The sequence below is a fragment of the Sideroxydans sp. CL21 genome (assembly GCF_902459525.1).
GTDB lineage: Bacteria > Pseudomonadota > Gammaproteobacteria > Burkholderiales > Gallionellaceae > Sideroxyarcus.
Genome location: NZ_LR699166.1, coordinates 3,731,361 through 3,754,414, shown reverse-complemented (window position 1 = coordinate 3,754,414; position 23,054 = coordinate 3,731,361). Strand labels below are relative to the sequence as shown.

Annotated in this window: 17 protein-coding genes; 5 read left to right on the top strand and 12 right to left on the bottom strand. The window is 52.5% G+C overall.

Translation table 11 applies throughout. The features are described 5' to 3' along the window. Positions 1-96: 96 nt before the first annotated feature. The 3 genes from dnaA (at position 97) to gyrB (ending at position 5,218) form a co-directional block, all read left to right on the top strand. Positions 97-1,443: a chromosomal replication initiator protein DnaA gene (gene dnaA, locus QOY30_RS17920; protein WP_283745977.1), complete on the top strand. Its 1,347-nt coding sequence runs from the start codon at positions 97-99 to the stop codon at positions 1,441-1,443. A gap of 200 nt (positions 1,444-1,643) precedes the next feature. After that, a complete protein-coding gene (gene dnaN / locus QOY30_RS17915) occupies positions 1,644-2,747 on the top strand; it encodes a DNA polymerase III subunit beta (RefSeq protein ID WP_283745976.1) in 1,104 nt (367 codons plus the stop codon). A gap of 41 nt (positions 2,748-2,788) precedes the next feature. Beyond that, positions 2,789-5,218, top strand: coding sequence for a DNA topoisomerase (ATP-hydrolyzing) subunit B (gene gyrB, locus QOY30_RS17910; RefSeq protein WP_283745975.1), 2,430 nt, complete (start codon positions 2,789-2,791; stop codon positions 5,216-5,218). Between the two features lie 352 nt (positions 5,219-5,570). On the opposite strand, the gene QOY30_RS17905 is transcribed toward gyrB, so the two are convergent. From QOY30_RS17905 to QOY30_RS17850, 12 genes are all read right to left on the bottom strand, one after another. Then, a complete protein-coding gene (locus QOY30_RS17905; RefSeq protein ID WP_283745974.1) occupies positions 5,571-6,290 on the bottom strand; it encodes a hypothetical protein in 720 nt (239 codons plus the stop codon). A gap of 149 nt (positions 6,291-6,439) precedes the next feature. Further along, complete coding sequence (gene istB, locus QOY30_RS17900) at positions 6,440-7,228, bottom strand: IS21-like element helper ATPase IstB (protein WP_283742936.1); 789 nt, start codon at positions 7,226-7,228, stop codon at positions 6,440-6,442. An 11-nt stretch (positions 7,229-7,239) separates the two neighbouring features. After that, positions 7,240-8,760 carry an IS21 family transposase gene (gene istA / locus QOY30_RS17895; protein WP_283742935.1) on the bottom strand — a complete coding sequence of 507 codons (1,521 nt, stop codon included), beginning with the start codon at positions 8,758-8,760 and terminating at the stop codon, positions 7,240-7,242. Positions 8,761-8,959: 199 nt separating this feature from the next. Beyond that, a complete protein-coding gene (locus tag QOY30_RS17890; protein ID WP_283745973.1) occupies positions 8,960-11,425 on the bottom strand; it encodes a type I restriction endonuclease subunit R in 2,466 nt (821 codons plus the stop codon). Between the two features lie 163 nt (positions 11,426-11,588). After that, the gene (locus tag QOY30_RS17885; RefSeq protein WP_283745972.1) at positions 11,589-12,038 is read right to left on the bottom strand and encodes a hypothetical protein; all 450 of its coding nucleotides are present in this window, start codon (positions 12,036-12,038) and stop codon (positions 11,589-11,591) included. Next, the gene (locus tag QOY30_RS17880; RefSeq protein ID WP_283745971.1) at positions 12,007-12,615 is read right to left on the bottom strand and encodes a nucleotidyltransferase domain-containing protein; all 609 of its coding nucleotides are present in this window, start codon (positions 12,613-12,615) and stop codon (positions 12,007-12,009) included. The genes QOY30_RS17885 and QOY30_RS17880 overlap by 32 nt, the downstream gene beginning before the upstream one ends. A gap of 144 nt (positions 12,616-12,759) precedes the next feature. Beyond that, positions 12,760-14,049 carry a restriction endonuclease subunit S gene (locus QOY30_RS17875; protein WP_283745970.1) on the bottom strand — a complete coding sequence of 430 codons (1,290 nt, stop codon included), beginning with the start codon at positions 14,047-14,049 and terminating at the stop codon, positions 12,760-12,762. After that, a complete protein-coding gene (locus tag QOY30_RS17870; RefSeq protein ID WP_283745969.1) occupies positions 14,046-15,788 on the bottom strand; it encodes a type I restriction-modification system subunit M in 1,743 nt (580 codons plus the stop codon). Before QOY30_RS17870 ends, QOY30_RS17875 begins: the two co-directional genes overlap by 4 nt. Before the next feature lie 424 nt (positions 15,789-16,212). After that, complete coding sequence (gene topA / locus QOY30_RS17865; protein ID WP_283745968.1) at positions 16,213-18,894, bottom strand: type I DNA topoisomerase; 2,682 nt, start codon at positions 18,892-18,894, stop codon at positions 16,213-16,215. Between the two features lie 8 nt (positions 18,895-18,902). Further along, on the bottom strand, positions 18,903-19,358 hold the full coding sequence (locus QOY30_RS17860; RefSeq protein ID WP_283745966.1) for a Smg family protein: 456 nt from the start codon (positions 19,356-19,358) through the stop codon (positions 18,903-18,905). An 11-nt stretch (positions 19,359-19,369) separates the two neighbouring features. Further along, positions 19,370-20,437 (bottom strand): DNA-processing protein DprA, encoded by a 1,068-nt coding sequence (gene dprA / locus QOY30_RS17855; protein ID WP_283745965.1) that lies wholly within the window; start codon positions 20,435-20,437, stop codon positions 19,370-19,372. Positions 20,438-20,440: 3 nt separating this feature from the next. Continuing rightward, positions 20,441-21,517 (bottom strand): LysM peptidoglycan-binding domain-containing protein, encoded by a 1,077-nt coding sequence (locus QOY30_RS17850; protein WP_283745964.1) that lies wholly within the window; start codon positions 21,515-21,517, stop codon positions 20,441-20,443. Positions 21,518-21,607: 90 nt separating this feature from the next. On the opposite strand from QOY30_RS17850, the gene def reads away from it, so the two are divergent. Beyond that, on the top strand, positions 21,608-22,111 hold the full coding sequence (gene def / locus QOY30_RS17845; RefSeq protein WP_283745963.1) for a peptide deformylase: 504 nt from the start codon (positions 21,608-21,610) through the stop codon (positions 22,109-22,111). A gap of 10 nt (positions 22,112-22,121) precedes the next feature. Next, the gene (gene fmt, locus QOY30_RS17840) at positions 22,122-23,054 is read left to right on the top strand and encodes a methionyl-tRNA formyltransferase (RefSeq protein WP_283745962.1); all 933 of its coding nucleotides are present in this window, start codon (positions 22,122-22,124) and stop codon (positions 23,052-23,054) included.

Here is a 23,054-nt window from a genome sequence, read left to right as displayed (position 1 = left end):
GTTAGCGTGATTCCTGTCAAGTCTTTTTATGCTGTGGATAACTTTATCCATAGCTTGTAGAATGCGACGCAACAATTGCGATACATTTTTCTGCCTATGTCTGCCCAAAGTTTGTCTGGTAGCTGCCTTAGTTTTTTCAAGGAACAGCTGCCATTACAACAATATAACTCATGGATTAAACCGTTGATTTTCGAGATCGATGGCAATAAACTCGTTCTTACAGCACCCAACAGTTTTACATTACGGATTGTACAAGAGCGCTTTTTACCAGAGATATCCAAACGCGCTCTTCCATTCTTTTCAGCACCACCTCAAATTGAGCTGCGCATTGAGAAGCGAGGTATTAAGCCGCTCAGTCCAAATGTAGCAGAGCCCGTTTCAATTAAGTCTGTGGCGCCAACGCAAAAAATAAACTCAAAAAATCAGAATAAACTAAACCCAGCGCTGGTTTTTGATACCTTTGTAACTGGTAAGGCAAACCAATTAGCCCATGCTGCAGCCATACAAGTTTCTGAAACGCCCGGTATAGCCTACAACCCTTTATTTATTTATGGAGGTGTAGGGTTAGGAAAAACTCACCTTTTGCAGTCTATTGGGAATCTTGTCAGTAAACAGAATCCAGACGCAAAAATCTGCTATGTACATGCTACAAACTATATTTCAGGAGTAGTTCGTGCATTTCAGACTAAGAACTTTGATGAATTCAAACAGTTTTATAACTCACTAGATTTACTCCTGATTGACGACATTCAGTTCATTGCGGACAAACCAGGTACCCAACAAGAGTTTTTTTACACATTAAATTCTCTTATTGATACAAATAAACAAGTTGTTATAACCTGCGATACATTTCCAAAAGAAATTTCAGGTATTGAACCTCGTCTAACTTCACGTTTTACCTGTGGACTGACTGTAGCCATAGAACCACCTGGTTTAGAAATGAGAGTCGCCATTCTGCTGCAAAAATCAGCTGCCAGTAATTTCCCTATCAGTGAAGATGTGGCTTTCTTCATAGCCAAACACGTTCGCTCCAATATTCGAGAATTGGAAGGCGCTTTAAATCGTATCGAGGCATATGCCAAATTCCACAAGCGTCAGATATCTATAGACTTGGCAAAGGAAGCTCTTAAAGACTTGCTGGCTGCACAAAATAAGCAAGTTTCAATAGAGAATATCCAAAAAACGGTAGCCGATTTTTATCGCATAAAGATTATTGAATTGCTATCCAAAAAGCGCACAAGAATAATTGCAAGACCACGCCAAATCGCTATGACACTTGCACGAGAACTTACTCAATTAAGTCTCCCTGAAATTGGGAATGCTTTTGGAGGAAGGGATCATTCCACTGTATTACACGCATGCAAAACTATAGAGTCTTTGCGTAATACCGATTCTGCATTAAATGCCGATTTCAACTTATTGAATCAGACGTTACGTGGATAGCCATGTATATCGTGTGTATAGTTTGTAAATGAACCTGCATAAACATCATTTTGAAATAGTTATACACAAACAATAAGCAATGATAAGCAGTTTTATGAACAGGAAATTAATGAATTAAGTTTTTGTAATGTAAGAATAATATTAGTTATCCATAAATTCAGTGCCTATTATTATTATTGTTGTGTTTTTAAAGGAAACATATGTTCATTAAGCAAATAGATCGAAACGATTTACTCAAACCTTTGCAAGCAGTTGTAGGTATTGTAGAACGTAAGCAACCCTTGCCTATCCTTTCAAACGTACTGATCAAAAAGAACAAAGACGGCGTACGGTTTGTTACAACGGATCTGGAAATACAGATAGAAGCACAACTTAAAGCTGAACTTGACGGAACGGAAAGTGCAATTACTATTTCCGCAAAGAAACTCCAGGAAATTCTGCGCGCCATTCCCGATAACAGCACGATATTCTTAGACGATCAAGACAACCGTTTATTGGTAAAAGCGAACAAAAGCCGCTTCAGTCTACAAACTCTACCAGCACAAGATTTTCCTATGCTGGCTGAACAATTGGTTGGTGCAGCCAGGGTCCAAATTGAACAAGGTGTTTTACGTCGACTATTGAGTTCCGTGCAGTACGCCATGGCCCAACAAGATATCCGCTATTACCTAAATGGAGTGCTTCTGGTCGTAGACGGCACTTCCATTAAACTCATTGCAACAGATGGTCACCGCTTGGCTTTTATTAGTGAAGAACTTAAAGAAAGCTACAAAAAACAGGAAGTCATTCTTTCCCGCAAGACAGTCAATGAATTATTGAAACTGCTGCAAGACACCGAAGATAAAGTCCAGCTTGAACTGGCAGAGAAACAAGTTCGGATATCATTTGCAGATGTCGTCCTAACCTCCAAAGTAATTGATGGCAAGTTTCCTGATTACAACCGGGTCATTCCAACCCATTCCAATCACCTGAAATTGGATCGACTGACTATATTGCAGGCGTTGCAGCGCGCCGCGATTTTGTCTAATGAAAAGTTTCGTGGAGTGCGTCTGTTATTGACCGAAAAGAATTTACGCATCATCAGCAGCAATAGCGAGCAGGAAGAAGCTCAGGAAGATATTGAAAACGATTATCAAGGAGCGCCTTTGGATATTGGCTTCAATGTAAACTACCTGCTGGACGGTATTAATAACATCAGTACTCAAAATCTAATTCTCTCGTTTGGCGATCAAAATAGTAGTCTCCTGATCACTATCCCGGATAAAGATGACTATAAATATGTAGTCATGCCAATGCGTATCTAATTTGTTCCACGTGAAACAGTAATGGAAAGTAAAACAGACTCATGAGTGATAACTACGACGAATCAAGTATCCAACAACTCGAAGGTTTGGAAGCAGTACGTAAGCGTCCCGGTATGTATATCGGGGATACATCAGATGGTACCGGTCTACACCATATGGTATTTGAGGTGGTAGATAACGCCATCGACGAGTCCTTGGCTGGACACTGCGACGACATCAAAGTCATCATTCATGGCGACAACTCAATCTCCGTAGCGGATAACGGGCGCGGTATTCCAATTGGTATCAAGTTCGACGACAAGCATGAGCCGAAACGTTCCGCTGCCGAGATTGTTCTGACGGTTTTGCATGCAGGCGGCAAGTTCAACCAGAATAGCTACAAGGTGTCGGGTGGTCTGCATGGTGTAGGTGTGAGCTGTGTTAACGGCTTGTCGGAATGGCTCAAGCTGACAACCTACCGCGACGGAAAGAAGTTCGGCATAGAATTTATCCGTGGCGCAGTAAAAGATCGCCTGATCGAATACCAAAAAGGAATTGAAGTTTCTCCCATGCGTGAACTGGGAGAAAGCCAAAAGCGCGGAACCGAAGTACATTTTCTAGCGGACAAGGAAATTTTTGGATTGGTTGAGTTTCACTACGAAATCATTGCCAAGCGACTGCGTGAACTATCTTTCCTGAATAACGGCGTCAAAATCGAACTGATTGATCAACGCACCGGCAAGAGTGAGAACTTCGCTTACTCTGGCGGTGTACGCGGCTTCGTCGAGTACATGAATAAAAGCAAGTCGGTGCTTCACCCAAAATGTTTCCAGGCTAGCGGCGAAAAAGACAATATTACTGTCGATGTTGCCATGCAATGGAACGACAGCTATTCCGAAGTCGTGCAATGTTTCACCAATAACATTCCACAGCGCGATGGTGGAACGCACATGACCGGCATGCGCATGGCGATGACACGTGTCATCAATAAGTACATTGAAGATAACGAACTGGCCAAAAAAGCCAAGGTTGATACCACCGGCGACGACATGCGTGAAGGTCTGACCTGCGTACTCTCGGTAAAAGTACCAGATCCGAAATTTTCATCTCAAACAAAAGATAAGCTCGTTTCCAGCGAAGTGCAGCCCGCTGTACAGGAAGTGGTGGCCCAGAAGCTGACCGACTACCTATTGGAAAACCCGGTCGACGCCAAAATTATCTGCAACAAGATCATCGATGCGGCCCGTGCTCGCGACGCTGCCCGCAAGGCGCGTGAACTCACACGCCGCAAAGGAATTCTGGACGGTATCGGCTTGCCCGGTAAACTGGCTGACTGCCAGGAAAAAGACCCTGCCCTGTCAGAACTGTATCTGGTCGAGGGTGACTCCGCCGGTGGATCAGCCAAGCAAGGTCGCGACCGCAAGTTCCAGGCAATCCTGCCGCTCAAGGGCAAGATTCTTAACGTCGAGCGCGCACGCTTCGAAAAGCTTATCTCATCGCAGGAAATTGTTACCCTGATCACTGTGCTAGGCACGGGTATCGGCAAAGAGGAATACAACGCCGACAAGTTGCGTTACCACCGCATCATCATCATGACCGACGCGGACGTGGACGGTGCGCACATCCGCACCCTGCTGCTTACCTTCTTCTACCGACAAATGCCGGAGCTGGTCGAACGCGGCCACATCTACATTGCCCAGCCTCCGTTGTACAAAATCAAGCAAGGCAAGGACGAACGCTATCTCAAGGACGAGCACGAACTGAAGAACTACATGCTGCGCTCAGCATTGAACAATGCCGCGTTCTACCCAGCTCTCGACGCCACGCCGATACAGGGCGACGCGTTGGGCGAAATCGCCAAGCAATACTTCCTTGCTGAAGCCGTTATCGACCGCCTCTCGCACTTCATCGCGCCCGAGGCCAGCCACGCCCTGCTCGTCCTACCAGCACTCTCACTGGACGATGCAGAACAAGCCAAGAAAAGCGCCAAGCTGCTGGAAGATGCCTGTGGCGGCGTCATTCGTGCAGAAGTCGAAACGGATATCAATGGTGATCTGCGCCTCCGCCTGGAAAAACTGTTCCACGGCAACTATTCGCTGAGCTATCTGGAAAATGAATTCTTGCACAGCGGCGACTATGTACAGATCCGCCAGACCGCCGACGCGTTGAACGGCCTGATCTCGCCAACTGCCTATGTATCACGCGGTGAACAAAAACGCGGCGTGACCAGCTTCAAACAAGCCATCGAATGGTTAATCGAAGATGCAAAACGAGGCGTCAGCATCCAGCGCTACAAAGGCCTGGGCGAGATGAATCCCTCGCAACTGTGGGAAACAACCATGGACGTTAAGAACCGGATTCTGCTCAAAGTGCGTATCGAAGACGCTGTGGGCGCCGATGAGATCTTCACGACGCTGATGGGCGATGTTGTTGAACCGCGTCGGGCATTTATTGAGAAGAATGCGCTCGGTGTGAAAAACTTGGATGTATAATCTTATAGGTTTGTAGGTTCTCACAAAAGGTGAAACTTTTCTCACCAAATGAAATGAGCTGAAACCTAATAGCCACCGAAGGTTTAGGTCAAAATGCACAAAACAGCTTGTGCAAAATTTGGCCAAAGCTAGAAGTAGAGATGACCGCGAAATATCCGCGGTCATTTTTTATTATGAGATACGGAAATACTCATTTAATACGTCAAACCACCAAACGCGTGCGCTTACTATCAATTAAACCACAATAAATTAAAGAAAAAATGAAAAACATGCCAGAATCGCCTATAACGGCTTATTAGCCACCAACTGAGGGTAACCCCCACTTGCAATAGTTTTCGCCCCAAAGGGCCGTTTAGCGTATTCCTGCCTCGTTTCCCCGTTGACGCAGCGATTCATAAAGCTTCGCCGGTCCAAGCAACACATCCTTTAACCCGCTACGCACCTTTTCAGAATCCAGAGCCTGCTTACTCATTGTCGTATGTGCCGAGAGCGCATCCATCACCGCGTTCATAATCTCCGTAGCGAGATCCGGTGAATTGGAGAATTGTTCCTTGGTGTTATTATTGGCTTGCTGCACTAGGATGTCCGATTCAAGCAACTTGCCCTTCAGCACATGGTTCACATACACCAGCTTGTCGTCGTCGCTCAATTCGCCATCAAACAGCGTGTTTACCTTCTCGATGATTTCTGCGAGGCGCGCCTTTTCTTTTTCCTGTAACTGACCACAGCCCGGATCGGTCAGCGGAGGAAGAGGTTCACCTGCACCTAACGGCAAGGCACGCTTGCCCTGATTTTTCAGCTTGTGGTGGGTCAGCACCACCTTGGATAAGTCCACGCCTTCGCGTTCGCGGCCAAATTCAAGCAGCGGCAGCAAGCGCCGGAAGAAGATCGCGCGTTTCTCAATGGCCGTGTTGCCGTAGTCGAATATCTGCGACAGGAAGGCATACACGCGCATGAAGGTGCCGAGGTCGCGCTTGAACAATTGCAGTGCATTCATTTCATCCTGCGCCGCCTGTACTGCTTTAGCATCCTTCAGCGCCTGCGCGTCCTGCCAAGCCTTGAGTGCTGTCACTTTTCGGCATTAAGGCGCCACTGATTTCCGCCGTAATGGCGCCACTTTGAAGTGCCAAATCAGGGGCTCAAACTGGGGGTAAAGAATGCGTGAAATGAGCTGTTTTTGCAATCGCATTTTCACTCTGTTTTGCTGCTGGTGTAGCTGTTTCAGGCTTGAGTAGGTTTGCCTCCTTTCCCTGTCGGCGTTTTTGACCTTTCCGGCATTGGCTTCGGGTCGCGGTAACTCTCTCCATCCAGCACCACGCGATACGCACCGTGGCGCAATCGGTCCAGCGTCGCTGCGCCGATCATTTTATTTGCGGCGAATGCTTCACCCCATTCATCAAAGTCGAGATTGCTGGTCAGAATGGTGGCGGCACGCTCGTAGCGTTCGGCGATCAAGTCATGGAAGTCTTCATCTTCAGGCGAACGCAAGGGTTTGAGTCCGAAATCGTCAATGATCAGCAGGGGCACTTTGACCAGGGATTTAAATCGCCGCGCATAATTGCCAGTCGCCTGAGCTGCGCGCAAGCTGCTCAGGAGCTGGGTTTGCGTGATGAACAGCACGTCATAGCCCTGGCGTGCAGCCGCATGACCCAGCGACTGCGCCAGGTGACTTTTGCCGGTGCCGCACGGACCCACAATCAATACGGCGACTTTCTCTTCAATGAAACGGCAAGTCGCCAGATCATGGACTGCCGAGCGGTTCAGATTGGGAAGTCGGTCGAAATCGAATCCTTCCAGTGTTTTTTGGTTACGGAAGCTTGCACGTCGTAGTCGCATATCCAGTTTCTTTTGCTCCCGCCGGGCGACTTCGTCATGAATCAGCAAGCTGAGGAAATCGGTGTAGGCCAGCTTGCGGTCGATGGCTTCGCGGTTGCGGGCCTCGAGTGAGTCCAGAATGCCGGACAGGCGCAGTTGTTTGAGCAGGGGTGTCAGTTCGGGAATTGGATGCATGATGGTAGTCCTCATTGAAGAATGGTTTGGGTATCGCGGCAGAATCGGCCGCCTTGGGTGTATGTGGTGGCCAGTGCGTCGAAGGCTGCCAGCGGCGCGAGCTGATCCAGTCCCTTCTCAAGAATGATCTTGACCACCTTGTAGCCCGGCGTGCCGTAATGGTTGGCGCGCTGGCAGGCCGCTTCCAATCTGGCTGCGCCGTATTTCTGTTTGAGCCGCAGCACGCCCTGTACAGCACGCATCTTGATCAAGACATGGTCGCCGAACATGGCATGCACCATGGCATGGCAGGCCGGACCAATCTGCAAGGCCGATTTCAAACACCACTGTGTGTCCTGCATTTGCCACGCCTGCGCTTCGGGCGGCATATGGTCGGTCACGGTGTCGCGCAGCCCTTTCCCCGTCAGTCGCACATGGCTGGCAACCGCTTCGTGTTCGCGGTACAGCGTCACCATGGTGCCGGTCGCCTTCAACCACAGGTCGCATCCGATCAGCCGGAACGGCACCGAATAGTGGTTGGTCTCGTATTGGACGTGCGCGTCACGGTGGACTTTGACCTTGGCCCAGCTGGCCAACTCAGGTGGAACGCTGGGCAAAGCATTGAGCAGGCTTTTCTCCACCTCGGCGAAGCGTTTGAGAGGGGCTTCGCGGGTCGTGCCGTGAATGCGGTTGCCCGCCTCGTTCATCACCCACGCCTGCAACTGGCGGTTGGCGTCATCCAGATCGCGGAATTCGCGCAGCGGCAGGAAACTGCCCTTGATATATTTGACGCCTGCCTCAACGATTCCTTTTTTTTGTGGATCCCGTGGAGGACAAGGATCGATTTTGAACGCATATCCTTCCGCACATTCGGCATACGCCCGTTGCACATCCGGCTCATAGACGCAGGCTTTGGTGATGGCGCACTTGGCATTGTCGATGATGACGCGTGAGGGTACGCCCGAGAACGACTCAAACGCACGCCGATGGCAGCCCAGCCATGTCGCCACGGTCTGGTCGCGGACAAACTCGGCATACTGGTGACGCGACCAGCACAAGGTCATCACGAAGAACCAGGTCTTGAAGATCTCGCCGGTGTACACATCGGTGATGAGCGGACCAGCACCGAAATCAACCTGAACCGCTTCGCCAGGCTTGAACGTCAGGCGTAGCGGAACATCCGGCTGCTGCAGGGAAACGAGTTGCCCCAGAAAGCGATACATCGAGGAATAACTGCCGGTAAAACCGTGATTGCGCACCAGCGTGGCGTGGATGGTGGTGCCCTGAATACCGGCCGCATGCCACTTGGTGATCTGATCACGCCAGGGTTCCAGCGTTGAAATACAGCTGACAGGCAATGCCTCCCTGCGCTCAAACAGCGTGGACAGCACTCCGTCATCGGGCAAAGGAAACTCGGGGGCAAGCCAGCCACGTTCGCTGGCGATCTCGCGAACCTGTGCGAGTTTTTTGCGTCCCATCGTTTTGGACCGGGCAATATCCCGATCAGAATCGCCTTGGCGCATGCGCACCAAAACATTTCGGTACTGATACATCTCGAACCTCCGTTTAGTCACAACCTCTCCCGGCAAAATGCCGGAAGTCTAGTTGCTTAATGAAAGTTCGAGCCCCTGATCAGGGTTCAAAGTGGCGCCTTAACGCCGGAAATCCTGTGGCGCCATTACGCCGGAAATAAAGTGGCGCCTTTATGCCGACAATCTACTGGCTCCTTAATGCCGGAAATGAAATGGCTCCCTAACGCCGAAAGTTCACAAGTGCTACGGCATAACGCTTAAGCAAGCGATCCGCCACCGGCTCCAGCGCTGCATTCAACTCGTATTGCGCTCCATTCGGGTTCATCTCCACCGTCACCACGCGCTCCACTTCGTTGTCGTCGTAATGTCCGGTCGCATCCAGCTTGGCGCGCAGGTCGTACACCAGATTCGGATCAGTCACACCTGCCAGTGTTGCCGTGGCGTAATAGGTCTTGAATGCTTCCAGCACTTCCTCGGCCGAATTTACGAAGTCGAGAATGTAGGTCGTATCCTTGCCCGGATAAGCGCGGTTCAGGCGCGACAAGGTCTGCACCGCTTGTATGCCTGCCAGGCGTTTATCTACATACATACCGCACAGCAGTGGCTGATCGAAACCGGTCTGGAATTTATTCGCCACCAGCAGGATTTGATATTCGTCAGTCTTGAATGCCTCGCGCATGTCGCGTCCGCGCAAGTTCGGATTCAGCGTCTTGCTGTTCTCGGTGAAAGGATTGGGGCCGGATTCCTTGTCATTCACTTCGCCCGAGAATGCCACCAACGAAGATATTTTGTAGTTCTGCGACTTGATGTATTGGTCGATTGCCAGTTGCCAGCGCACCGCCTCCAAGCGGCTACCGACCACCACCATCGCCTTGGCCCGTCCTTCCAACAGCGGCGAAACATTCTCGCGGAAGTGTTCCACCACCACCTGCACCTTCTGGCTGATGTTGTAGGGATGCAGCCGTACCCAGCGCATGATGCCCTTCATCGCCGCGCTGCGTTCCACTTCCGTCTCGTCCCACTCGCGGCCTTCGCTGGCAAGCTTGAACGCCAGGTTGTACGGCGTGTAGTTCTTCAGCACGTCGAGGATGAAACCTTCCTCGATGGCCTGGCGCATCGAATAAACGTGGAACGGCGCGGGCAGATTGTCCGGGCCGGCGGGTAGTGTCGGATTCGGGCGGCGCCCGAACAATTCCAGTGTCTTGGATTTCGGCGTGGCGGTGAATGCCACATAGGTGATACCCACGTCGTTGGCGCGAGCGGCCATCTGCGCAGCCAGAATATCCTCCGTACTCACCTCACCGCCGTCGGCCAGCTCTTGCAATTCCTCGACAGAAAGCACCGCCTTCAGGTTGGCCGCTGCCGAGCCGGTCTGCGAACTGTGCGCTTCATCGGCAATCACCGCAAAGCGTTTGCCTTGCGTCGCCGCCAGTTCCTGCACCGCCTTCAACGCGAACGGGAAAGTCTGGATCGTACACACCACAATCTTCTTGCCGCCGGAAAGCGCCTCGGCCAGCTCCTTGCTCTTGCTGGCGCTCTCGCCCTTGATCGTCGCCACCACGCCCGAAGTGCGCTCGAAATCGAAAATCGCTTCCTGCAACTGCGCATCCAGCACATTACGGTCGCTCACCACCAGCACCGAATCGAACAGTTTCTTGTGCTGCGCATCGTGCAGGTCGGCCAGGAAGTGCGCCGACCACGCAATGGAATTGGTCTTGCCGGAACCGGCGGAATGCTGAATCAGATATTTACTCCCCTCACCCGCATGCGGGAGAGGGGCCTGGGGTGAGGGTGAGTGTTCAGCCAACACAGCGGCAATCAGTTTGCGCGTCGCATCGAGCTGGTGATAACGCGGAAAGATGCTTGAAGTGATCTGCTTCTTGCTGTCGCGCTTGGTCACAATGTAGCGGCCAATGATCTCCAGCCAGCTATCGCGCGCCCACACTTCTTCCCACAGGTAAGCCGTGCGGTGCCCGTTCGGGTTCACCGGATTGCCCGCAGCGCCATCGTCACCCTTGTTGAACGGCAGAAAAGTGGTCGCCGCCCCCAGCAGGCGCGTAGTCATCATCGCAGCACTGTTGCTCAACGCAAAATGCACCAAGGCACCTCTCGGAAAATCCAGCAGCGGCTCGGCAGCGGGCTGCCCCTTGGGCCTTGGATGGCGGTCGAAACGATATTGATCCACCGCATCTTCCACGCTTTGCGTGTAATCGCTCTTCAGCTCCACCGTGGCCACGGGGATGCCATTGAGGAACAGCACCAGGTCGATGGCATTTTCGTTATGCATCGAATAGCGCACCTGCCTCACCACGCGCAGGCGGTTGGCGGCATACCACGCTTGCAACGTTGCATTCATCGCCAAAGCAGGCTTGAACTGAGCAAGACTTACCGGCTGGCGCAACCCCAACAACTCCACACCGTGCCGCAACACATCCAACGTGCCGCGATCATCCAGTTGCTTGCGGATGCGGTCGAGCAACACGGCTTCCGCCGCTGCGCCGTTGTTTTTGGTCAGCGTCTCCCACGCCTGCGGTTGCGTCGCCTGCACCCAGGCCAGCACATCGGCGGGGAACAAGGCACGGGCGCGGTCGTAGCCGGTGTAATCGTTTTCGGCATACAGCCATTCATGCGCAACAAGGTGGGCGCAGATGTCGTTTTCGAATTCGATTTCCTTGTGCAGACTCATGCGCTCCCCAATCATCTATCGCCAAATCACTTCGTCATTCCGGCGTAGGCCGGAATCCAGTTAATGAAACATTTTCCGCGTAGCGGGCAAAACTTGTTGTCCCGCTATGCGGGGTTATTTGTAGCTGCTGGATTCCGGCCTACGCCGGAATGACGTGGCTTACTCATTTGTCATCTACCAATTCAGGATGGTGGGTGGCAAGCCATTGCCGTGTGTGCGCCAGCAGTTGCCCGGCTTCGTTCAGGCAGGCAGCCAATACGCTGTCGGAAATCGGATCGCCTTCGTAATCGTTGAGGTTGCGCTGTTTGCGCAAGGCATCCAGCACGATCACCGTCTCTTTGGATACCTGCATCGTCAACGGCAGGCTCTGGATTGCGGTCAAGTGGTGGCCGGGCTGATTGGTGGAAGTGCGATAACCGTTTGCCCACAAGCCCAGCATCGCGCATTGCATGATGGTTTTGTAGGCTGCATCGAAACGGTTGTCTGCACTCAGCGCAACCAGCCGCGCATCTTCCAGATTGCGCTGCGCCGCCCGCAGCAGCTTGAGCACCGCGCCGCGATCCGGCGTGAACGATTGCAGCTTATTGATGGACAGCAAATTCTGCAAAGTCATATTCGCTCCCTAGCAAAAACAACCGCGGTTTGGACAATACCTCCAGCAACAGCGGCTCTTTATTATGTAGACGCAACAGAAACTCGCTGGCCGAATACACCACCGGATTGACCTCTCGCCGCAACAACTCCTGCGCCGGATATAACGCCTTCACCACTTCGGCAAAGCCCGCGTCGCCTACAATCATCACATCCACATCGCTGCCCGGCGTTTCAGTCCCGCGCGCCAGCGAACCGAACAACAGCGCAAAGCGAATCTGCGGCGACAAACCCCGCAAGGCCTGCTGCAACACGCTCACCGCGCCGCTGGTTTTGCGGAACAACCCCGCCAACTCCTCAAACACCGGACAAGCACGGTTCGCCTGATACAACACCTGGTTGCCCTGCCGCTCGCGCAACAGCAAGCCCGCCTCCGCCAGCTTGCTCAACTCGCGATGCAGTGTTCCCGCCGTGGTGCCCGTTTGCCGCGCCAGCTCGCGCACATGAAAACGCTGGCCGGGCTGCAACAACAGCAGCTCCAGCACCCGCTGGCGATAAGACCCGAACAGCACCCCCAGCAATTTATTGTCGTAGCTCATTTGGCTTCGATTGTAGCCCTAATAGCTTCATTGTGGTAGGTCGGGCTTCAGCCCGACAAACTCCGTCAGGCTAAAGCCTGACCTGCACATTCCCCCGCAGGTCGGGTTTTAACCCGACAGCCATTTGTCGGGCTGAAGCCCGACCTACCCCACCCCGCGCACATCAATCTTGCCGGTAACGGCGGCGGAAATCAGCGCGCTGCGGCGCTCTTGCAGCAGTGCGATGGCGCGGTTCGCTTCTGCGCTGAGGGTGTCGAATTTGGCGGTTTCGGCCTCCAAGAAAGACACAATGGTTCGTTGTTCATCAAGTGATGGAACAATCATCGGTATGTTTCTCACATCATCCAAGCTCAACTGAACCTTGGCGCCACCATACCCCTGTGTTTCCAAATAGGTCTTACCAACAAAAGAAAGAGTGAGGTAGGCAACCCAACTTGGCAATAAAGACTGACTCGACAACCTCGCAAGTGCGACATGCTGACTAACGTAGGCAGTTTCCAAATTTTCCGGAACAACAGCAACTGACCCCAAATATGCGGTAATAGAAAATAGCACGTCGCCAGGTTGAACTTTTGTACGCTCACCTTCTGTACCATCTGGCACATCGACTCGCTGAATATCTGCGAGATCGAGGTGAATATCATTTCTTGGTAAATTGCCGATGCGGATGAACAATGCACCTTCATCTGCGTAATGATCCGCCCACCCTCGAGATCCACTGGTGAGGAAAAGTAAATCACGCTTCAGCGGCATCACTTCCCAATGCTCCGGCACTTCGACCAGCCATTCGATGCCGGAATATTTCATCTTGGCGTTAGGGTTCAGCCCCTTGATGACGGCGTGCGAAATTACAGCCTGTCGCTTTTCCGCCAGCAGCTCTACCAGTTGATGCTGCTCGGCAATCAGCGCATCAATCTTTCCCGTCTCGCGGTCGAGGAAGGCGGCGATGGTTTGTTGTTCTGTCTTGGGCGGCGTAGCCAATGGTATGTTGCACAGGGAATCCCAACTGGCACGTGGCATTTTTGCGCCGAAGGTTGAGCCATCAACGATTGTAATGAAGTCGCGATTCAAAATCTGATACTGAGCGAAGCGGCCATCAACTTCTTGAGTAGGACGCATAACGTGGAAATCACCTACTGCCTCACCCGAAGTTTCTGCCAAATATGCCTTGGCCAAATAGGGGCGAAGCTTCCCAAACAAAATATCGCCCCGATCGAAAGCGACACCTTCACCTTCAAATTCAGTTTCTGTTTCAACAAAACGACCAGACCAACTCTCGATATTTTCTAACGCCACAGGATGCTCGCGGCGTTCGGTCTTTTCAGTCAGCAATTGCAGATTGCGCTTGAGACGCTTCACCTCCCAATGCTCCGGCACCTCGCCCAGCCAGGCCACACCGCTGTCCTTGTATTCTGAATAACGCGGAAAACTCATGCGCTCAATCCAGCAATCATGGTCAATATCCGATCAGTGCATTGCTTAAGCTCGGCATCGATCTCTGCCAGCGGGCGCGGCGGCTCGAACACATAGAAGTGGCGGTTGAACGGAATCTCGTAGCCGACTTTGGTTTTGTCGTGGTCTATCCACGCATCCGGCGCATGGGGCAGTACTTCGCGTTTGAAGTAGCTTTCCGCATCTTCGTTGAGCGGAACATTTTCAGTGTCGCGCAGGTTGGCATCGGTTTGCGGTTTGCCTCTGAGTTTGCCTTTTTCGTGCAGCACGACTTTGCCTTGCGCATCTTTCAACGGGCGCTCAACGGTGATGGTGCGATAGCCGAAGTCTTCGTTGTTGAAGATACGACTGATGGGCTTGCCGTCCTTTTCCGCTTCGACGCAGTCGCCGAACAGGCGGGTGATCTCGGCGATGTGTTCGTCGGAGAGTTCCTTGCGCTTGCTGCCCAGGCTCTTGCGCATCTTTTGCCAGAAGGATGAAGCGTCGATGAGTTGCACCTTGCCTTTGCGATGTTCCGGCTTGCGGTTGGAGAGTATCCAGACGTAGGTGCTGATGCCGGTGTTGTAGAACATGTCGGTGGGCAGGCCGATGATGGCTTCAACCAGGTCGTTTTCCAGCACGTAGCGGCGGATTTCGCTTTCGCCGCTGCCCGCGCCGCCGGTGAAGAGCGGCGAGCCGTTGAGCACGATGCCGAAGCGGCTGCCGCCGTCCTTCGCGGGGCGCATCTTGCTGATGAGATGCAGCAGGAACAGCAGCGAACCATCGGAGACGCGCGGCAGGCCGGGGCCGAAGCGACCGTTGTAGCCTTGGGTTTCGTGTTCCTTGCGGATTTCCTTTTCGACCTTTTTCCATTCCACGCCGAACGGCGGGTTGGAGAGCATATAGTCGAACTTGGTGTGCGGGTGGCCGTCTTCGGAAAGGGTGTTGCCGGGAATGATATTGCCAACCTCTTGCCCTTTGATGAGCATGTCGGCTTTGCAGATTGCGTAGGACTCGTCGTTGAGTTCCTGCCCAAACATGGTAGGCCTCGCACTAGGGTTGTACTCTTCGAGGTATTCGCCCGCAATGGAGAGCATGCCGCCCGTGCCCGCTGTTGGGTCATAAATGGTGCGCACGACATGCTGTTTCGAAAGAATCTCGTCGTCTTCGATGAACAGCAGGTTGACCATGAGGCGGATGACTTCACGCGGGGTGAAGTGTTCCCCGGCGGTTTCGTTGGAGATTTCGGCGAACTTACGGATCAGCTCCTCGAACACCAGACCCATCTGTCCATTGCTGACAGCTTCGGGGTGCAGGTCGATGTTGGTGAATTTTTCGGTGACCTGGTACAGCAGGCCCGCCCGTGCCAGCCGGTCGATCTGGATGTGAAATTCAAAGCGCTCGAAAATGTCGCGCACAGCCGGGGCAAACTCGCCGATATAGCTGTAGAGATTTTCGCGGATGTGGTCCTGGTCACCCATGAGCCTTTTCATGTCCAGGGGCGAGGTGTTGTAAAAACCCACTTTGGTCTTATTCAACAGGTACTGCTCCGGGTTCAGCCCCTCCTTCTTTTGTTTGTCGTTTTCGGCGAGTACGGCGGCCTTGCTCGTTTCAAGCACACAGTCGAGACGGCGCAGCACGGTGAACGGCAGGATCACCTTGCCGTATTCGGATTGCTTGTAGTCACCACGCAGAAGGTCGGCAACCGACCAGATGAAAGAAGAAAGCGCTTGCTGATTCATTAGTCACGACCAAAATTTTCGACCCGCGCATTCTGGGGGCTAAGCGGCGGCGGCGCAACATGCCACAGGGCATCAGAGCAGGCCCATGGCGCGTACCGCAATAGATGTTGGTGGTTCGGAAATTTATCCAGCGTCACGCGAAATCGCACAGAGAGCGGCATACCGTTCCTGCGAGAGCCAAGATTACGCAAGCGGCGCTTGCGCAACAAGCGGTGCAGGGGACGGCAGTGAAATAGTTTTGCGGAGCACAAGGCCTGTAAGCGAATAGGTACGGCTATCTACAGCATATCAATGCTGAAAACCAGTAAACACGGTAATCTTCAGCATATCTTCTTGCAGACTGTTGCTGAATAAGGACTTCAGAGCAGGCACGTAAAAAAACCAGCATCAATCGAAATCGATGCTGGTCTCTGAGCGGTGAATCTTAAGCAGCTTTTTTGGTCGTCTTTTTGGCAGCCAGCTTCTTCGCGGCTGGTTTGGCTGCGACTTTCTTTGTAGCTGTCTTTGCCTTGGTTGTTGCGGCCTTGGTGGTCTTCTTTGCGGCAGGTTTGTCAGCAGAGGTCTTGGTCGTAGTCTTTTTTACAGTCGCCTTGGGCTTGGCTGCCGCTTTCGCTTTGGTAGTCTTCGCCTTGGCCGCTGGCTTCCGCGCCGTCTTGGATTTTCCTGTCGGACCCTTCGCCGCTTTGGCGGCGATCAGTTCCAGTGCCTCTTCCAGCGTGATGGCTTCCGGTGAAGTTTCCTTGGGCAAGGTCGCATTCACCTTGCCGTGGCGGGCGTAGGGGCCATAGCGGCCGCTGCAGATCTCCACCGGGGCTTTGTCGTCCGGATGTTCGCCCAGCGTGCGCAAGACGGTGTTGCCGCCGGTCTTGGCTTGCGCCAGCAGTTCCAGGGCGCGATCCAGACCGATATCGAATATGCTGTCCGTGCGCGGAATGGATTTGAATTTTCCGTCGTGGCCGATGTAGGGACCGAAGCGGCCGATGTTTACGATGACTTTCTTGCCGCTCTCGGGATGTATGCCTACTTCACGTGGAAGCGAAAGCAGTTTTAAGGCAGAGGCAAGATCAGCCTGCTCCAGCGGCATTTCTTTCTGCCAGGAAACACGCTTGGGTTTGGTCTTTGCGCCCTCTTCCATTTCACCGAGTTGCACGTAGTGGCCGTAAGGTCCGCGCAGCAATAACACGGGTTGATTGGTTTCGGGATGCACGCCGAGTTCTTTGCGTGCTTCGCCCGGATCTTCTTCACCGGCCATGCTGCGCGTGTAGTCACATTCGGGATAACCGGTGCAGCCTATAAAGCTGCCGCGCTTGCCGAGTCGCTTGGATAAAGGTTTGCCGCATTTCGGGCAAAGCTCTTCCAGGATTTCGGTGCCGGGGCGATCGACGTCTTTTTTGTCGACGATGAGTTTGTTGAACCCTTTCCAGAATTCTTCAAGCACGGGAATCCAGTCGCGCTTGCCTTCGGAGACTTCGTCCAGCTCGTCTTCAAGATGGGCGGTAAAACCGTAGTCCACATAACGCGTGAAATGCTCGTTGAGGAACTTGATGACGACGCGACCCACGTCGGTCGGCATGAAGCGTTTCTTATCAAGAGTGGCGTATTCTCTTGCTTGCAGGGTGGAAATGATGGTTGCGTAAGTGGACGGCCGGCCTATGCCGTACTCTTCCAGCGACTTGACCAAGCTGGCTTCGGAGAAGCGCGGCGGCGGTTGGGTAAAATGTTGTTCGCCGTAAAGTTTGTCCACGGGTAGCACGTCACCTTCCACCAGCGGCGGCAACTTGGCGCTGTCTTCTTCCTCGGCGTCATCCACGTCTTCCATGTACACGCCGATAAAACCGGGAAATACCAGCGTCTGGCCGGAAGCTCGGAACAGGGTGTCGTCACTGCTTAAACGGATGTCGACACTCACTGTATCGAATCGAGCCGGAGCCATCTGGCATGCGAGTGTGCGCTTCCATATCATTTCGTACAGACGCATCTGGTCGATGTTCAAATGATCACGCAGGCTATCCGGCGTGCGGAGAATCGAGGTTGGCCGGATCGCTTCATGCGCTTCTTGCGCATTCTTGGATTTGCTCTTGTAAGCGGGTTGCTTGCCCGGCAGATATTCAGATGAGAAATTGTCGCGGATATAGCCGCGAATTTCTGCCACGGCCTCGTTCGCAAGATTGACCGAATCGGTACGCATATAGGAGATCAAACCGATGGTTTGCCCGCCGATATCGACGCCTTCGTACAACGACTGCGCAGTGCGCATAGTGCGATCCGAGGTCATGCCCAGTTTGCGCACCGCTTCCTGCTGCAAGGTGGAAGTTGTAAAAGGTGCAGCAGGGTTGCGTTGCTTGGCTTTCTTTTCGACGCGCACCACTTTCGGTGGTAATTTGGCGTCGACCAGTTTGGCGTGAATCGCGTCGTATTCAGCCTGACTGCCAATGCTGAGCTGCTCGAGCTTCTTGCCTTGATACTGGAATAGTTTGGCAGTAAACGGGATGCTGTTCTTCTGGCTATCAAGATGAACTGACCAGTATTCCTGGCTCTTGAACTTTTCGATTTCCAGTTCGCGCTCCACGATCAGGCGCAGTGCCGGACTTTGCACACGGCCAGCCGACAAACCGGGGCGGATTTTGCGCCACAATAAAGGAGAAAGATTGAAGCCGACCAGATAATCCAGTGCACGCCGCGCCTGCTGGGCATTAACCAAAGGAATCGAAATCTCGCGCGGATGAGCAACAGCCTCTTTAACGGCAGACTCGGTAATCTCGTAGAATACCACGCGCTGCATGGATTTACCCTTGAGCGCGCGCTTGCCTTTCAGTAATTCGGAGATATGCCAGGCTATCGCCTCCCCTTCCCTGTCCGGGTCGGGCGCAAGGTAGATGTGATCGGCTTCCGCGGCTGCTTTGGCGATGGCATCGACATGCTTGCTGTTGCGCGCGATGGTCTCGTATTGCATGGCGAAGTTGTTGTCCGGATCTACCGCACCGGTTTTGGGAATCAGGTCGCGCACGTGTCCATATGAAGCAAGGACCTCGAAGTCCTTGCCCAGATACTTTTTAAGGGTCTTGGCCTTGGCCGGAGACTCGACGATAAGAAGATTGGTTGCCATTATTGGTTTCAGTGAGCCTGTGCTGCGTCAACGGGGGTGAGCAGATCTTCGATAATCATCGGGTCGAGATCCTCATGTTGGCTCCACAACACCATCAGTACGATGAGTTTGATCTTGTCCAAGGACAAGTTCTTACGACCCAAAGCGAGTACGCGGTCGATGATCATCTCACGTTCGATCGGTGTGATGACCTTGTTATGTTCCCAGAACGAAAGAAAGCGCAAGCCTTCAGGGCTGATGCGTTCCTCTTCGAAATCAGTATAAATGCGGATACCGCTGTGGTTGATGCTTTCGGGATATGCAGCCCCGGTAAGTTGCTTCAAACCGGACAGCCAGGTTAATGCCTGGCTGATGTCGTCTTCTTCAAACCCGGCAGCAGTAAGCTTTACAGAGAGTTTGTCGTGGTCGGGATAGCTACCGATATCGAAGTAACTTTCAAACAAAAAAAGCAAAATATCGAACATGAATGAGTGATTTATGTGATTCGTTGATATAAACCGCCGGGCAAAGATGCGATGTGCCCGTCGAGTTCCAGTTGCAACAGGATGGCGGATAGCTCGCCTATCGTCAAGCCGCTGCGATTTGCAAGGCTCTCTGCATCGAGCGGGTCGAAGCCCATATGTGCGAAAAGTGGGTGTTCCGTAGCAGTAGTCTGAGTGGCGGCAGGAGCGCGGCAACCGATCTCTTCCAAAATATCCTGTGCGCTTTCAACCAATTTCGCACCTTGCTTGATAAGTGCATGGCAACCCTTGGATTGCGGTGAATGAATGGAACCGGGGATCGCAAAGACCTCCCGCCCCTGCTCCAGGGCCATACGCGCCGTGATAAGTGAGCCGCTTTGAACCGATGCTTCAACCACCAGACAGCCAAGACTCAATCCGCTGATGATGCGGTTCCGGCGCGGGAAGTTTGCCGGCAGGGGCGGCGTTCCAAGCGGGAATTCAGAAACGATGGCTCCATGCTGCGCCAGGCGATGCGCAAGTTCGCGGTTGGCCGCGGGATAAACTTTGTCCAAACCTGTCCCAACAACGGCAATACTGGAACCGACGCCCTGCAGTCCTCCAAGGTGTGCAGCAGCATCAATGCCGTGCGCCATGCCGCTGATGATACACAAGCCTGCATCAGAAATTGATTTGGAGAAGGCCTCGGCATTACGTAAACCCTGCGCAGAAGCGTTGCGGCTGCCGACTATAGCAAGAGAACTCATGTTCAATAAGTCGAGTCTTCCCTTTACGTACAACAGCAAAGGCGGATCTGAAATATTGAGCAGGGTTTGGGGATAATCAGTATCGGCAACTGTAAGGACAGAATTGAGCGGATCGCCTAGCCATGTTGAAACGGCGTCAAGCGCAGATTCATCAACCCCTTGCGAAATTGCTTGGGCTACAACAGGTTTGACATGTTGGGATAAAGAAGAAACGGAGGCATTAAGAACAGCGTCGGCGGAACCGAAGGCCTGCAGCAAACGACGCAAGCCCTCGTTACCCAAGCCGGGTATTTGACTCAGGATAATCCATGACGCGAGTGAGGCGTCGATTGCCATTAATCAATCAGGAGTGCTTGCACGGTCAAACAGTTGGACGGGGAGCTTGGTTTGCATTACAAGCGCATAGGAAACCTTGTCAAACACGCGGAAGACGAATAGCAATCCGTAACGCATATCCGGCAATGTAGTGTCAGCAGAAAAGCTACTATCGCTTGGCACTACGTCACCTTTCTGAAACAACGCCAGCACATGCCCATTGTCCAAACCGTCGCGACGACCTTTATTTAAAGTGACGACAGAATTCTGTCCGGCTTGTTGCAGGCCTCCGTAAATGGAAATGACTTGCGCATTGATTTGTTTCTCGGGGGCGCGCGGTTGATAGTTGCTGGCAAATCCTGTCGTGGCTTGCGCGAAGCGATCACCGGGTGCAATTTCAAGAATGGATCTGGTAATCTTCAAAGTAGATATAGCGTCGAATTTTTCAACGACCGAGTCGCCCAAATACACGACTTCATGACCTAATATCTCACCAGTATCTGGATCTTTGAAGGTCTGACCCGGACGGTAGATCTGCCAGCGCTCTCCCTTATTGTTGGGCATGTCCTTTGCGTAAGCGATGTCGCCTGTAGCAATCAGCTTTCGATGTTCATAAGTACCTATCAGTACGGGAGAGGTATCGAGTTCATTCTCATCGACTACCAATGGGCGACTAAGGAAAGGGCCAATGTCTTTCAGTGAAATAATAGGGATTGCTTCGCCTTTGCCGGTGATTTGGCGGGCGCGGGGATAGAGCTTCACAGTGTCGGATGAGGATTGCCCGTTCTCAGTTACGGAGGGAATTTCAGATTCTGATGCAGTACCTTGAACCGACTCCCCGACTTTTAGAGTTTGCGTACCGGGATCAAGATAGACTACATTTCCGGGATAGATCCAGTGCGGATCTTTGATGGTATCTTTGTTGTAACCCCATATCTGCGGCCATTTCCAGGGATCCTTGAAGAATTTTGCGGAGATATCCCATAGTGTGTCGCCCTTCACTACGACATAGCGGTCTGGCGCATTTTCCTGCAATTTAAGCTCATCAGCATAAAGGGTGATGGGCAACAGGAGACAAATCAGCGATATAATCTTGCGCATGGAAAAACCCCAGCAAAGTAAAGGAAAGCGGTGTGATGTTTGCACGGCGGTTTAAATTCTGCATCTAGTCTCTTCAGTTGGCAAGCATTTATGGCAATTCTCCCTATCCTGCAGTACCCCGATGAGCGGCTGCACAAAGTCGCAAAGAAGGTGGATCAGATCAACGAAACCATCCGCAAACTGGTGCGGGATATGGCTGAGACCATGTATTCCGCCCCGGGAATCGGACTGGCTGCAACGCAAGTGGACCAACATATACAATTGATCGTGATCGACGTGTCAGAGATGCATGACGACCTGAAAGTGTTCATCAACCCGGTATTGGTGCATAGTCAGGGTGAGAAAGAGAACGAAGAAGGTTGCTTATCCGTTCCCGGAATCTATGAAAACGTCACCAGGGCCGAGCGCATAACCGTCCGTGCCCTTGACGAGCATGGCGAGCCATTCACACTGGAAGCGGAAGGACTACTTGCAGTGTGCATCCAGCACGAGATGGATCATCTTCAGGGCCGAGTCTTTGTCGAACATCTTTCGCATCTTAAACAAACACGTATTCGCGCCAAGTTGAAAAAACAACGGCGCGAGACGTTCTAAGACCGAAACCGTGAACATCATATTCGCCGGAACACCGCAGTTTGCGGCCAGCGCATTGGCTGCTCTGGTCAAACAACATAACATCGTAGCTGTGCTTACCCAGCCTGATCGGCCATCGGGCCGCGGTATGCACCTGAATGCCAGTCCGGTAAAGCAACTCGCGCTGCAGCATGGACTGCAGGTCCTGCAACCCGCCACTCTGAAAAATGAGGAAATCCAACAGACCATCGCCCGATTCGATGCTGATGTAATGGTAGTTGCGGCATATGGTCTGATATTGCCAAAAGCGGTATTGCAGTTGCCACGACACGGTTGCCTGAACATTCATGCCTCACTGTTGCCGCGATGGCGCGGTGCGGCGCCGATACAACGGGCTATCCTCGCGGGGGACACCGAAACCGGCATCACCATCATGCAGATGGATGAAGGCCTGGATACGGGCGATATGCTGGTAAAGAAGGTTTGTACGATCGAGGCAATTGATACAGCGCAAAGCTTGCACGACAAACTCGCCGAACTGGGAGCACAGGCCATTATCGAAGCCCTGCAAGATCTGGAACTAGGCAACCTGCATCCGGAACAGCAAAACTCGCAACAGGCAACCTATGCGGCCAAACTGACCAAAACAGAAGGGCAACTGGACTGGACGAAGGAAGCGAAGCAGCTGGAACTAGCCGTACGTGGATATTTTCCGTTTCCGACCGCTTATGCACAATTTGGAGAGACAACGATCAAGATATTGAAAGCGACTTTGGGTTCAGGCAGTGGAGCTGCGGCTGGAAATGTCATTGCTGTGGATAAAGAGCGTATCTATGTCGCATGCGGCAAAGGTGTGCTCGCGCTGGAGATATTGCAAAAACCCGGAGGAAAAGCTTTGCCTGTCGCACAATTCGTTCAAAGCTTTCCCGTGAGAGTCGGAGATCGTTTTAGTACGACCAACTGA

Coding starts and splice junctions, on each gene's coding strand:
- istA (WP_283742935.1), bottom strand. CDS start 8,760: ATGTATCAGTACCGAAATGTTTTGGTGCGCATGCGCCAAGGCGATTCT.
- QOY30_RS17885 (WP_283745972.1), bottom strand. CDS start 12,038: ATGACTTTGCAGAATTTGCTGTCCATCAATAAGCTGCAATCGTTCACG.
- dprA (WP_283745965.1), bottom strand. CDS start 20,437: ATGGCAATCGACGCCTCACTCGCGTCATGGATTATCCTGAGTCAAATA.
- QOY30_RS17870 (WP_283745969.1), bottom strand. CDS start 15,788: ATGAATCAGCAAGCGCTTTCTTCTTTCATCTGGTCGGTTGCCGACCTT.
- def (WP_283745963.1), top strand. CDS start 21,608: ATGGCAATTCTCCCTATCCTGCAGTACCCCGATGAGCGGCTGCACAAA.
- QOY30_RS17880 (WP_283745971.1), bottom strand. CDS start 12,615: ATGAGCTACGACAATAAATTGCTGGGGGTGCTGTTCGGGTCTTATCGC.
- dnaN (WP_283745976.1), top strand. CDS start 1,644: ATGTTCATTAAGCAAATAGATCGAAACGATTTACTCAAACCTTTGCAA.
- QOY30_RS17860 (WP_283745966.1), bottom strand. CDS start 19,358: ATGTTCGATATTTTGCTTTTTTTGTTTGAAAGTTACTTCGATATCGGT.
- QOY30_RS17875 (WP_283745970.1), bottom strand. CDS start 14,049: ATGAGTTTTCCGCGTTATTCAGAATACAAGGACAGCGGTGTGGCCTGG.
- topA (WP_283745968.1), bottom strand. CDS start 18,894: ATGGCAACCAATCTTCTTATCGTCGAGTCTCCGGCCAAGGCCAAGACC.
- QOY30_RS17890 (WP_283745973.1), bottom strand. CDS start 11,425: ATGAGTCTGCACAAGGAAATCGAATTCGAAAACGACATCTGCGCCCAC.
- QOY30_RS17850 (WP_283745964.1), bottom strand. CDS start 21,517: ATGCGCAAGATTATATCGCTGATTTGTCTCCTGTTGCCCATCACCCTT.
- gyrB (WP_283745975.1), top strand. CDS start 2,789: ATGAGTGATAACTACGACGAATCAAGTATCCAACAACTCGAAGGTTTG.
- istB (WP_283742936.1), bottom strand. CDS start 7,228: ATGCATCCAATTCCCGAACTGACACCCCTGCTCAAACAACTGCGCCTG.
- dnaA (WP_283745977.1), top strand. CDS start 97: ATGTCTGCCCAAAGTTTGTCTGGTAGCTGCCTTAGTTTTTTCAAGGAA.